General features: G+C 53.0%; 6 protein-coding genes. All 6 read left to right on the top strand.

Annotated features, from left to right (window positions below):
- The first annotated feature begins 4 nt into the window (after positions 1 to 4).
- From P2G88_RS02875 to P2G88_RS02850, 6 genes are read left to right on the top strand one after another with little or no spacing between them, the layout of a single operon-like run.
- Positions 5 to 3,913 (top strand): hypothetical protein, encoded by a 3,909-nt coding sequence (locus P2G88_RS02875; protein WP_275794140.1) that lies wholly within the window; start codon positions 5 to 7, stop codon positions 3,911 to 3,913.
- On the top strand, positions 3,906 to 4,694 hold the full coding sequence (locus P2G88_RS02870; RefSeq protein WP_275794139.1) for a hypothetical protein: 789 nt from the start codon (positions 3,906 to 3,908) through the stop codon (positions 4,692 to 4,694). Before P2G88_RS02875 ends, P2G88_RS02870 begins: the two co-directional genes overlap by 8 nt.
- Entirely contained in the window at positions 4,684 to 7,092 is a 2,409-nt protein-coding gene (locus tag P2G88_RS02865) for a hypothetical protein (RefSeq protein WP_275794138.1), read from the top strand. Before P2G88_RS02870 ends, P2G88_RS02865 begins: the two co-directional genes overlap by 11 nt.
- The gene (locus P2G88_RS02860; RefSeq protein ID WP_275794137.1) at positions 7,085 to 10,549 is read left to right on the top strand and encodes a contractile injection system tape measure protein; all 3,465 of its coding nucleotides are present in this window, start codon (positions 7,085 to 7,087) and stop codon (positions 10,547 to 10,549) included. The genes P2G88_RS02865 and P2G88_RS02860 overlap by 8 nt, the downstream gene beginning before the upstream one ends.
- Positions 10,533 to 11,894 carry an ATP-binding protein gene (locus P2G88_RS02855; protein WP_275794136.1) on the top strand — a complete coding sequence of 454 codons (1,362 nt, stop codon included), beginning with the start codon at positions 10,533 to 10,535 and terminating at the stop codon, positions 11,892 to 11,894. Before P2G88_RS02860 ends, P2G88_RS02855 begins: the two co-directional genes overlap by 17 nt.
- Complete coding sequence (locus P2G88_RS02850) at positions 11,891 to 14,056, top strand: hypothetical protein (RefSeq protein WP_275794135.1); 2,166 nt, start codon at positions 11,891 to 11,893, stop codon at positions 14,054 to 14,056. Before P2G88_RS02855 ends, P2G88_RS02850 begins: the two co-directional genes overlap by 4 nt.
- Positions 14,057 to 14,061: the final 5 nt, after the last annotated feature.

Genomic DNA, 14,061 nt, shown 5'->3' with positions numbered 1-14,061 from the left:
CATCATGCGCACCTGGCCCCTGACCTACTATCAAGACGGCACCAGCCAAGCCCAGCGCAAGATGCAGGCGCTGCAGAGCGGGTATTTCCGCACCGATGAGCGGGACTTTGGGCAGCTGCTCGCCTATTGCCGGGACGTTGCCGGTCAAATCCAATTTATCGGCGAGGACGGCAGGGCTCAAGGGAATTGGCGCACCCTGTTTGACAATAACGAAACCGCGTTATTGGCAATCTTAGCAAGCAAGGACACCGCGCTGCTGAAGCAGCAATTTGAACAGTTACACCATCAGGGCCATCAGCGACGCCTGCAGATGGCACAGCAATTGTTGCAGGAAATTGAGCACTGGCATGATTGTCTGCTGCAGTTAGGCACGCCGTTGGCATTGCAATTGGTAGAGAAATCCAGCGCTATCCTCAGACACAGCCTGTCCAATCCTCTGCAGCAGTTGTTGCAGGCAGGTGATACCCTGGACGCTCCCTATCCCTATCGCCAAGGGACCTGGTTGGCTCAGCTTAAACCAGGCTCAGTTCCCCCTCAAAAAAGTGCCCGGCTGGGTCAAATGATCGAGCAAGGATTCAGCGCGTTGTTGTCGCTGCTGCGCATCTTGCAGGAAGAGTTAACATCGCACCTGGCCACTCACCAGGACGACTTGGATACCGAGCCTGCCCTGGCCTTGTTGATGGCTTTTATTCATTTATATCTGGATGTGCAAAAGGGCTTCGATCGTCTCAGTCATAAACACCTGCTTTTTTATTACGATGATTATCTGCGCTCAGAGCATCTGGCGGGTGAACCTCAGCGACTATGGATGGCGACTGAGCTAAACGATAAGTCGGCGGTGCTGGCATTGCCGGCGGACAGCCAGTTTGTCGCAGGAAAAGACGAAGCGGGTAAGGAGCGATATTTCCACACCGAAAAGCCCGTCGAACTCAACGGCATAACCCTTGGTCCTTTGCACAGTTTACGCCTTGGTAAAGACCCACGCATTTCGCCAGAAACGGAACTGGGCTATGTCGCCTTGATTCATGGCCGTCGGGCCATCCATGCCGACAGGCCCTTGTTTTCCCGACCACAGGAGCAGGATAACCGCGCCCAGGATATGGGCATCGCCATTCTTTCCCCCATGCTTAACTTAAGCGAAGGCAACCGCTTCATACAGGTTGATCTGGAACTGGCGTTGCCCCAAGAATGGGGCGATAAAATCATCGCCGCCTGGAAGCAGCCGGATCAGCCCCTTCAAGTACGATTGGCCGAAGCCCTGTCGGTACTGATATATCAACTTGGCACTGAGCTCGACTTGCCTTGCACGGATAAAAATCAGCTGGCTGAGCAGGTGGCCGAAAGCTATGAAAGCCAGACCGAACTTACCCAACTGCCGGGCTTGGTCTATCGCGATTTTCTGTTGGTGCAGCTGCAATTGTGCCAAAGCAGCACCACCTTTATGCCTCTATTTGGACGGTTATTCGGCTACTATCTGCTTGGCCCTGCGGACTTTCTGCCGGTGCAAGCAAAGCAAGTATTAGGGTTAAAAATCCAGGCCCTGTTCACAGGACAAGAACAACTGCGTGGCCAGACCCTAGAGGAACTGCTGACCACTGATCCGATGACGGTGTTTTACCGCTATTGCAGTGATCTACTCGGTTGCCGTCTTTCCACGGCACAGGGTCTGCAGGTGATTCACAACTACAACATGCTGCCCTGTCCCACCCAAGTAGCGGGCCTTAGAATTTGCATTAAGCTCGACAGTAGCTTTCCAGCCATAGCGCCGCTGGGGGGGGAGACGTCTGCAGCCTTGCAAGACTTGCCTCAACTGCAATTGTATCTTAACCCTACCGCCAAACTCTGCGGCTATAGTCTGCTAACCCAGTTACAGTGCATTGCATATAGCCTGTCGGTGCAGGTGCAGGGGGCAAAGCAGCTGAATCTGAGTAATCAACTCGGCACCTTAGATGGCAGCAAGGCGTTTCTGCCCTTTGGACCCGCCCCCAGAGCAGGGGCTTTTTTAGCCTTTAACCACCGTGATTGGGTGGGTAAGCCCCTGAATCAGGTCGGGCTCACTCTGCACTGGGCCGATCTGCCTAATGATGAGAACGGCTTCGCCGATCACTATGCAGGTTATCCGCAGCGCCCGGATAATCAATCCTTCGAGGCAGAACTTGAAATGCTCTATCAGGGGAAATGGCAACATCCCTGCTTAGACAGTGACATCAAATCAGCGCATAAGCTTTTTGCCGAGCAGCCCATGAGCATGCGTCTTAGTCCCAAACAACAACTTTCAACGCCTATCACACTGTCTTTTGAGATGAGGGCAGAGCACGCCAGCAAAGCCCTTAGTGCAAGCATGCAACAAGGCTTTATGCGCCTGAGGTTAAGCCACCCTGTGCAGGGGTTTGGACAGTTGGAATACCAGAATGCCCTTGCTCAGGCCCTGATTTACAATAGCAAGCATAAAAATGCCCGACCTCTGCCCAAATCGCCCTATGTGCCGGGTTTGGAAGGCGTCAGCCTGGACTACTGCGCTGCACAGCGCGTGGACTTATGCCAGGATCCCAAAGACAGCCAGGCAGGCCAGGCAGATCGCCTGGTGCAACTGCTACCCTTCGGCTGCCGCCCCCTCTACCCTAAAGCCAGTATGGAGGGCATAAACCTGGTCCCGGCCTTTACCGACGATGCCTATTTATTTGTGCCCGTAACGCCCAGAGCCAATGCCAGTCAACTGAGCCTGCTGTTTGAACTTGATACCGAACCGCAGGGTGCCCATTCCTTTTCCAGCCTGCCCCTTCGCTGGCAATATCTAAAAGAGGATAGCTGGCATGATGTGGCTCCCGGCGCCTTATTGATGGATAGCACACTGGGCCTTGCCACCAGCGGTATAGTGCGACTCAAACTGCCGATGAACCTGCCCACATCCCATCAGGCCATGCCCAGTGGCTATGGCTGGCTGCGTACAGCTGTCAGCGGCCCATTAACGCAAAGGGGGAAATTACGGGGCCTGTGGACCAATGCGTTTGCCCTTATCGCCAAAGACAGGGCGACCCGGCTGCCCACAGAAGAAACCGAGATCAAGTGGCATAGCAGCCAATTCCAGGGCAGCATCAGCCAATATCACCATTGGTTCAGTCCGCATCCACCCAGGGAGGCAGAATCGGGTGATAAGCGTTTGCAAAGAATCGCCGAACGCCTATGTCACAAGCAGCGAGCCGCCACCATCTGGGATTACGAACGCCTGGTATTACAAGCTTTTCCCCAATTGCACAAGGTCAAGTGTTTCCCGAATCTTAAATCCGGCAGCACGGCATCTCACCCGGGTTACCTGGTGCTGGCATTGGTCCCCAAACAAGGTCAATGCAATCATCAGGATTGTGCACGCCTGGGCACGGGGGTGGAACTGTTGCAGGCAGTGAAGGATTTTGTCAGCGCGCTGGCATCGCCCTTTGCCCATATTGAAGTGATACTGCCCGGCTTCGAACAACTTCAGATCCGTTGTGCGGTAAAGCTGCAACAGGCCCTGACCCAGGGCAATTATCTTGAGCAACTGAATCAGACCATCAACCAGTACCTATGCCCCTGGCAAACAGAAGGACCAAGCGGACGTTTTGCTGCTCAGATCCGTCCGGACGCTATCAAGGCCCATATTCAGGAGCAGGCTTATGTGGACTATGTTACCGACTTTTCCATTTTGCATATCAGCCAGTCTGCAGTTCATTACTACCATTTGGATGACACGGCCAGAAACAGTGATATACGCAGTCCCATCCGACCGCGTTTCCCCTGGAATCTGTTGATGCCCTCTTCCCAGCATGCCTTAAGTTACATCGACCACAGGCATAGCATTGAGGCCCAACCAACAGGTATCGGTGAACTGGAGATAGGACGTACCTTTATCTTGCAACGGGATATCATTGATGGCTAAGCGCAACCGCAATACGCTAAAGCAGTTTTTTCAGGAAGGGGCAATGCCGGGAAGCCAGGCATTTTCCGACCTCATCGACTCCTCGCTGAATACTCTGGAAGATGGCTTGGACAAGTCCCCTGAATGGGGCTACAAAATCACCGCCTTGGGCAACCATGATCATCTGCTGAGCTTTTATCGCGACAGTTTGCAGGAACTCCCTAACTGGTCGGTGCGTTTCGACGGCAAAGCCACTGATCTGCAAATCGGCCAGGACAGCCACCAAGATCCGTTGCTGTTTCTCAGTGCTGAGCAAAAACTAGGCATCAACACCAAACAGCCACGCAGCACCTTGGATGTAAAGGGCGTAGTCAGCATGACCGGTCGTCAGGGCTATCAAACTCCAGGCATTCGTCAAGTGCCTGCCGATGGCAAATGGCACCCGATCACCGGGACTTTGAACGGGTGCCAGGGATTTGAAGTCGTGGCCGGTACTGGCAATAAAGGCACTGGACGCTATGCGCTGATGTATGCCACCGCCCTTAACACCTTTAATCCCACAGGCTGGCTGTTTAATTTCCTCAACCTCAAAAAGTGCATCAAGGTGCACCAAGCTTACTTCCTGTCCCGCAGTTGCAAGCTGGCACTGCGCTGGAAGACCCTGGAAAAAGGGTATTGCCTGGAGATTCGCTCACGCACCAACCTTGGCGACAACATCAGAATTGGCTACCACCTCACTCACTTGTGGTTTGATGAGGACATGACAACGTGCTGGCAGTCGGAAAATAAAGATGAAAACTAGCCTGACCATCAAACGTCGTCCCAGCGAACAGGCCAACCGTTTTTCGCTACTACGGGAGAAAGGCTTGGCCGAGATCCAGGCGCTGGCCGGCAAGCGCTGGACGGATTTCAACCTGCATGATCCCGGCGTCACCCTGCTGGAACAGCTCTGTTTCAGCCTCAGTGAATTAGATTACAAGCTGGATATGCCCATCGCCGATTTGCTGTGCGATAAAAGGGGCCAGATAGACACCCGGCTGTTGGGTCTTGAACCTCCCGAAGCCATACTCCCCTGCCGGCCAACAACGTTGGAAGACTATCGGTGTCTGCTATTGGATGCCTTACCCGAGCTTGCCGATATCGAATTGAGACCACAATCAGATGTGGATGCCGGGTCGCCCATAGGTTTATTTCAAGCCAGAGCCGTGCTGCGAGACCCCGGCCAGAGCGAGGAAGCCATGGCCAAGCGTTTACGTCAATGCTTTGGCGCCAATCGTAATCTGGGTGAAGATCTCGGTGACATTCATTTTGTTCACCCCTATCAATGCCAGATTGTTGCCGAACTCGACATCCAGTCCAATGTTGATCCGTCGTCCTTAGTTGCGCAGCTCTACCTGACCTGTGAAGCCTTGCTGACCCGAAGTACCGCAAGTACGCCTTATTCACAGCTGCTGGCCGAGGGCATAACGCCAGAGCGGCTATTTGAAGGTCCGCTCACCCCCAGGGGTAAGCTAGACAGGGACAAGTTAAGCGAAAATGCGCCGGAGGTGGGAGATTTTATTTTACCCATCCAGAATTTGTCGGGCGTTCAGTCCTTAGGGCAATTTTACCTGTTGGTGGATAGCCAGCCCTGTCATCACAGCCTGCCACAAGACGCCATGCGTAATGTCTACACACTGGTATTGCCATCACAGCCTGATGATCTGAAGATTCGGATGCAGATTGGCAACAAGACAGTATCAGCCAATCTTGAAAGCGTCCTTCATTTTTATGAGCAACAGAAAATGAAGCGCAGCCAGGGGCCTGCCACCATTGATTTCCGCCATTGGTTACCGGTGCCAAAGGGGCAATACCGGTCAGTTAGTCAATACCACTCTATCCAGGCCTTACTGCCGGCAAACTATCTGATGCTGGACATTCCGGACAAGAAGCACAATCCCCAACATTATTCTCAAATTCTTCAGCTAAAGGGGTATCTGTTGGTTTTTGAGCAGTTGCTAAGCGATGCCCTAGCCCAGTTGAGTCACTTACCTTCGCTGTTTTCACCACAGTCACTGGAGCAGAGTTATTATAACCACGCGTTGAAAGACGAACAATTTGCCGGTCTGAGTGAACTGGTACAGCAAGACTATGCAGAGGATCTCGGCGCCCTGACCGCCAGACTGGACAATCACATCGCTCGTAAACATCGTCTGCTGGACTATCTGCTGGCGCTATATGGTGAGAGTTTCAATCAACATTCCCTGCGCCACTACGACTATCAGGGAAAGATCCATGCCGCCACCCGCCAGTTGCACAACAAGGTGCGCTTTTTGGCCGACATTGTGCAACTGGGCCGCGACCGTATAGGTGCTCTGGATTATCATCAAAATGTGTGGCGTGAACCGCCCTGTGGTTTTGTACGCAAGGTCTCTCTGTTGCTCGATTTGGGGGCTATGGGCGGCTCCATGACCCTGCCATTTTTACAGCAACGCCTGAAATTGCTGCCCAGGGATGATCGGGAACTCCTGTATCTGGAAGAGACCGACAAATTACAGACCGTACCTTATGTTCAGCTTCCCGGTTCCATGAACAGCCAGACGCTGGCAACCAAGCTTCGTCATGCCTTGTGCTTTCGTGGCAACCGACTGCCACAAGACGTGCTGCTAAGCGGTATACGACTTGAGAACTACCGCATAGGCCAACATACCAGTGGCTATCAGTTGCTGTTGCTGCCCAAGCCCGACGCCCCTTACGACTGGTACCTGGTCGGCCACTTTCAAAGCCGACGTGCTGCGGTGCTAATGGCCAACTGTCTGGTCCATTTTTTAGTCCAGTTAAATCAACAGTCCGAGGGGCTGCATGTCATTGAGCACCTTCTGTTAAAGAACCCCAAGGCAAAGGACAATGTCCTGCCAGACAGTTTCTTTTCCGGGCGCATCAGTCTGTTTATGCCGGATTGGACGGTGCGCTTTGTCGACGAGGGCTTTAAGGCACTGGCCATGGAAACGGTGCTGCTCAGCTGTCCAGCCCATCTGCGTGCAGATCTGTACTTTCTGGATTTTGAGCAAATGTATCAGTTGGAAAAACGCTACAAGTATTGGCGCAGCGCCAAGAAACTCGCCCTGGCAGGCCAGGGTGACTGTGCGCCACAAGCCAGACATCTGGCCGACCTGGTTGCCCGCTACAGCGGTGACTTGCCGGAGCATGCTGATGCATAAGATCCGGCAAGTGGAACTGGACTTCGACTGCAGCGATGTCAGGGCAGCGCAGTGGTTTCAACAGCTCGGCGAACAGCTTTTTTTAACGGCACTATTGCCAAGAACCGAGCAAATATTTGATGACTATGTAGGTCCACTGGATGACATAGAAGTAAATTTGCAGGAACTGACCGTTCAGGTACCTCCTTTTGACCCGGCTAAAGATTGTCACCAGTGGCTTGATCAATTTGAGCAAGCTTTAAGAGCCGCCCTGCCGATCCGATGGCAGCAAAAACCTTCGTCAACCGCCTCCCCCTTTGATGAACCAGAGCAAGCCATCTGGTTGCAGTTGGACAGCCTGATTTATGGCTCAGCAACCAGCCTGCATAAGCATTGGGAAGCGCTGCTAGCGCAGGGCAAATTGCTGGTGCAGCAACTGCGAATATTGGGTCGCCGGCGCAGCGATCTTGGTCATCGCTTAGCGGCGCAACTCAGCCCGGCTATGGGCCAACAACTTTTGGCCATGCTGGCTCCGGGTGAAGACCAGTTTATCCTGGCCTTGTTTGAAGGAGCTGCCAAAGAGGAACCCAACACCACCGAGACTGTTCCGCTCACTTTCCAGCAGCGCCTGCTGTGGCAATTAAGCTTTAGCTATCTGCTTAACGACAGGGGCAGCGAGTTTAACCGCAAGAGTTTTCTGAATACCTTGTTGAGCCAATTGGCCCGCCATGAAAACCAGGACGCCGGAACCCTCAGAAGGGTCATGAAAACAAAACTCCTTGCCCTAAGAGAGCGTTCGACACTGTTCAATCAGCTATATTTGTTGCTCGATGAAGCGTCATCGCCGCCAGTAGTCGACGTCTCTTTGCCCGCTCTCAAAAGCCAGCAACATGCCCCTTTAGAGCTGTATATGGCGTTACAAAGTCAGCTCAGCAAAGCCGGGCATCCACAAAGCGATATTTTAAAAGCGCTGGTCACGCTAAAAGAACAAGCCCCATGGTTGGCAAGGATCCTGGTAAGGGAATATCAAAGCGGTTATTGGCGCCTGAGTGCAGGTCTTAACACTCAGCACCTAAGGCAATGGCTTACCTGGTTGATGCAGATGCAGGCGATAACCCCGGCCCTTCATCAGGCCATCGAGCAGCAGGCCAAACAGCATACTTCCCCCACGGAATTTTACCTGGCGGTCCTCGAGTCTGTGCAAAAAGGGGGACTATTGGATTTACAAAAAATCGCCAGCCTCGCCCATGCCCCTCACCGGCACGCTCAGGCGGCCACCCAGGCAGAGCCCGCACTGAAAACCTTGTCCAGCCACCTTAGTTCCCGCCTTTGCTGGCAGCGCTATGTTAAGGCCCTACAAGAGGGGAACCCGGCACAGGCCCAGGAACTGCAAAACTATTTATTCCAACACCATTTGCCGTGGTTCTGCTCGAAATTAAAGGAGGCGCTAAAAGATAAGACTCTGCGCACCCAGTGGATTGATGCCCATCCGGACCCCTGTCTGGACAGGCATTGCCGAGCCATCTACCAGAGCAACTACATTAATACCCTGGCGTTGGCAACGGTTCTGTCAGACAGCGTCAATGGTCTGAGCCTCAATGCCAAAGACTATCGACAGGTAAAATGGTGGGTGGCTATTTTCCTGGCCAATCATGTCGATATAGCGCCACAAAAACTGGCGGCTAAATTGCTTGAGCAACTGATTAGCTTACAAAGTATTGCGAAAGGGGATCCAGATAAGAGCCTTGCGCGACATTTGGCCATCCAACTGGCCTTATCGATTCCCCATATCAGCCAGCGCAAGCTGAAAAAACAGGTTGATGCCATTAAAAACGAACTGCATGCCCCGTATGCGGGCGACAACATTCCTCACGTCCTTTGGTCTCCCATCAACTGGCAATTTGGCCTGTATGAACAGATATGCACTAATCTGAGCCGTACAACCGCGCCTGACAGCCAACTTTGTTCATGGCTTAGGCAGTTAATCCAATGCCGCCCCCTTTGTCTGCGCCTGCTTCGCCAGTTACAGGCTGGGCACTTTCCCCATCATCAAAGTCTGGCCTATTGGCAAGCACCTGAACTGCATGCCCTGCTGGAGCTGTTGATGCTAAGCCAGCCTGGTCAGCGGCAGGAACAACTGAGCGCCGCCATGGCACCACATACTCTTGCTCCGACAAGAACATGGCGGATACTGATTCAATCCCTGTTGGACGGCAGCCCGATAACCCCTTTAAACCTGGAGTCCCCCCTCGCAGAGTCTGGCAAAGACCAAACCGAGTCCGAGAGAACTTGGCCAGCTCAAACTGCGGAAGCGTCAATATTGCCAGACAATGATGGCGTGGTTATGAGTGTTGCCGACAGAATTAAGCTTACTCGCCATCTGAGCTCAAAAAAATCGCTGACAAACGCCGACCTCCCCGCACTTTGTGAGGCCCTGGCGCAAGATCTTAAGGGTAATAATGGAAAGGTAGAGATAGCCTGGTTTACACAACTTGGCGATACCAAACTACGAGCAGACCTTATCCGGCTGTTAATCGATGAGTTGCCAGAGGAGCGGCTATGTCGCCTGCTCAGCACACTGAGCAGAGCCCACGGCGGACACATTTTGGATATTGTTGAGAGCCTGACCATAGCAGTTTTGGGTTTGCGCCGGGAGCAACTGCCCGCCCTTTTCACCGAGCCCAGGCAATACAAACAATTTAAATGGCAAGTTGCCCTTGAGCATGCCCTGCACGAACAACCGCAGGATTATGCCGCCTTGGTACAGCGGCTATTAGACCGTTTTAGCCTTGCCCAATCCCGCACATCAGCAACATCGATTCCCCAGGGCTTACTCCAGGCTCTGGCACAGCAACTGACCTTGGGGCTGCTACCGCAAAGTCGACCGGCGTCGGTATTTTTACTACAACAGCTGTCAACCCTCAGCAATCAACGCTCGCTGCCAATCCGGCAGAAGGTTATACAGGACGAGTCGGTGCAGGTGGTGGAACATGCCGGTCTGGTGCTGCTATCCCCTTATCTTGGCCGGCTATTCAATCTGCTTGGCTTGACGGAACAGGGGCTGTTTAAGGATCGCCGGGCTGCAGGAATGGCCTGCCTGACTCTTGATTATCTGGCTTTGGGTCGCATCAGGGCATTGACCTTTGAGCAATTCCCCTCCTTGCAACTGACCATGCTGTTGTGTGCTGTCACGCCGCCGCTCGCGGACAATCTAAGTTTGGGTGAAGCAGAGCGTGGCATCGCCGATGAGATGCTGGCGGCGTTGCTGACACACTGGCCTAACATGGCCAACAGCTCGGTAAGCACGCTCAGAGAGACTTTCATGCAACGTTCTGGTTTGCTTTCAAAGCAAGATAACAGCTGGCGCTTGCAGGTAGAAAAGCGACCTTTCGACATGCTGCTGGACAGCCTGCCCTGGTCTTACTCGATCATACGTCTACCTTGGATGAAGGAGACTATCAATGTCCAGTGGCGTTAACCTGGCCCATGAACAGCAGCAGGATATTGTCCAGGGACTGAATCAGGAGCTGGATTGGTTAGCCCGCGCCATTGAATACCGGCTAACCCATTACTTTCAGGCTACAGAAACCGGCGATATTCTGGTCCAGGTGCCTGCTCCGCCGCTGTCAGGCGATTACGGCCAGTTGCTCAGGCCTTATAGCCTGGAGGACGCTGAGCGTTTGCTCCTGATCCTGGCCCTTGCCCCCCACTTACGGCCGGAAATACTGGATACGTTTTTCGTAAAGAATACCAATTTGGATCGCCCGTTCACCGAATTTGGTGGACTTACCAGCAGTCAACATCAGGGCTTTCTTCCCACGGCGCAAACAGCGGCTTTTTTGCTGGCCGGTACCGATCTTAACGGCCGCTTGCGTACCATGGCGCTATTACGGCCCCAGCGGGCACTGCGACGCCTGCAGTTATTGCACCTTCAGCACCCCGCCGGCCACGAACCCTTTTTAAGCGCCAGCCTGTGCGTCAGTGCCGACTGGCTGCAACTACTTATTACCGGCTCAAGGAACATGCCGGATTACAATATGCAGTTCCCGGCAAAACGTCTGCAAAGTCTCCTGTCCTGGAACGATTTGATTCTTCCGGTGCCGGTGATGCAGGAAGTGGAACATATTCTCGGATGGCTGCAGCATCAGCAACAGATTATGGGCCATTGGCAGCTGTCCCGAAATATCAGCCCCGGCTATCGTAGCCTGTTCTACGGTCCACCGGGTACCGGTAAAACCCTGACCGCTACCCTGATTGGACAACGGGCCAAGGCCGATGTCTATCGCATCGATTTATCCTCCCTGGTATCCAAATACATTGGTGAGACAGAGAAGAACCTGAGCACATTGTTTGATCAGGCCCAAGCAAGAAATTGGATCCTCTTTTTTGATGAAGCGGACGCCCTGTTTGGCAAGCGCACGGCTACTCACTCCAGCCATGACCGCTATGCCAATCAGGAAGTGTCATATCTGCTGCAGCGGATAGAAGATTTTCCCGGCATGGTGATCCTGGCCAGCAATCTCAAGGTCAATATTGACGAGGCCTTTGCCCGGCGTTTTCAATCCCTGCTGTATTTCCCACTGCCCGAGGCCAACGAGAGGCTGCGCCTGTGGCAGCAGATCCTGTCCGGGCCCGTGCAATTGGCGCAGGATGTCGATATTCGCCAATTGGCCTTTGAACATGAAGTGAGCGGCGGTGCTATTACCAATATTGTGCGCTACGCCGCCATTCGTGCTCTGCAACAAGGCAGCGAACGGATCCGGGCCGAAGACTTATTGCAGGGCATCAACCGGGAAAAACGCAAAGAAGGAAGCATGGTGTGAAAAGCTCAATGGCTATTTGGCTTTCGGTATTGTCCGTGTGGTTACTGACTTTCGCCAGTTATGCCCAGGAGGACACCTCCACACCAATCTCCCAGGAGGAGAAAAAATCCGCCCCAATCGACAGCCAAGCAGCGCTCAAACCAGCCCATTTAACCTTGCCCGCCGATGCACTGACTGATGGTATTTACGCTGATTATTACCAGCTTCTGAAAAAGGATATCCAGAGGATTTCCGATCAGGCCAAACAGATCGGGGCGGTGCTGGCGCTGCAAGACGCGCTGTTTCCAGAGCGCTATGTGCTTGATAACAATCTCAGGGATCTGCTGCGCCCGCTCAATGACAATTATGAAGACCAGGTAGAAGCCCTGGTTGGTCCTGTATGCAACGACGACCAGGGAAAGCCTGCCTCCTGTGCGCCTCAGGCCGGCAGCCCCGGTTGTGAGACCAAGGAGCCGCTAAGTTGTACCCTGACAGGGTTTACGGTCAATAAAGCGCGGCTGGAAACATGGCAAAAGGACTATAAACAATATGCGCTGACAGCTGATCAGCTAACCGCCCTGTCCACACTGCAGGATAAGATCTTTACCCATCAGTACCAACTGAAAATGGCCTGGCATCTGAGCGCTCCAAAAAACTCAGCAATGGCTTTACCCAGTATCCGAAAAGCGGCCGCCAAGACCGGCGATCCGCCGACAGGTGCCCCCCTTAACTGGCAAGCCATAGAAGATTGCGCCTGTTCTCCTACCATCTCGGAGCAGGACAAATACACCAGCTATAGTTACGGCATGCTTCCCAGCTGGCAGACAGAGCCGCAGCAACTGGACTTTGGCGCCCTAAACCGTATCGGCTTAACCTCCTTTACCCTCGAATCCGATGACGATATTAGCCCGCCTCCTAACTGGAAAAACGAGCGACCTTATTCCGATTTTATCTACCTCAGTCAGACCTATGACACAAAGGTGGATCTGGTCCTGCGCCAAAGCGATAAGGGCAAGCGCAACTGGTTGGACAGCCGGGCCAACCAAAAACTAACCGACAAGCTGGCGCAACTTATCAGTCAGCCGTTGGACGGCTTTTGGTTAAACAATCTTAAGCCTTGGATTTCCTTTGGTTTTAGCGAGCGAACCAGCATGGCCCAGGGCATTAGCCTGGACTTAGACTGGCGCTATTCGGGCAATGAAGAGCAGCAGGCGCAAATCGGCTTTATCAAATCCCTGAAGCAGGCATTTGCTAAACGAGAGGGCCGGCTGCAAGTTTGTCAGCAAGAGGATGCTGCACCATTGCCTCAGGGGCTCTCACCCCTTAAGGCCCTCCCCGGAAAGGATTTAAATCGGACGAACTCAAGTGCCTGTTCCCTTAATACCGACCGGTACTACGTTAACTTAGTGATCCCGGTGGAAGTGCTGATTGCTCAAAACGACAATAAAGCACAGGACCTTAATCCAGGTTTTTACAGTTTTGACAATCTGGCCACCATCGAGCCGTTTGTTAATTTATTTCTGGTGGATTTTCAAAATTGGCAACAGGCCAAGCAAGGCTCACAAGATCTTTTGTGCCATCAGGATGCCGCCCACTTTCGCCAGTGTATGGAGGAGCTTAAGGCCGCCATCGACAGCCATGACAATGCCGCTCAGAGCAGGCGCTTACTGGCCAAAATGCTACCTGTTTTCCCCCTCGCCCACTTTGCCAAGGCAGAAGACTTCAATAATGCCTTATTATTTTCTGATTGGAATTTCAGTGGTGCAGCCCTATGGCCCTTGCCCCTGACAGCTCAGCAACAAAGGTTACTGTCCCAGGTGTTAAATCCACCGCCCGAGTCAGCCAGTTTGTTCTATCAGCTCTATCTGGATGCCAGTCAATCGCTGTGCGCCCTGATCTGTCCCAATCGCTGGCCACTGAGATTGGTATTATTCAGCCTGCTAACAGTGTTAGCCGGTTACGGCGCAGTGTCATTGCTGCTGTTCGAACTGAGAGAGTTATATGACAAGACAGCCTTTATTGCCTTTTTGTGTGTGCTGCCTTTTGCCATTTTGACACTGCTGTGGTGTGACCCTTTCTGGCATCGCTACCAGGAACTGATCCTGGTGATAACGCTGGTGTTTTTTATTTTCTTGCTCAATTACTTTCGCAGCAGACGCAAAGCCCAGCAACAGTATCCTTAGGGGAA

This window comes from Aliiglaciecola sp. CAU 1673, from assembly GCF_029223185.1.
Lineage (GTDB): Bacteria > Pseudomonadota > Gammaproteobacteria > Enterobacterales > Alteromonadaceae > Bowmanella.
Note: the sequence above shows the minus strand (reverse complement) of the source record. Positions and strands in the feature narration are given on the sequence as shown.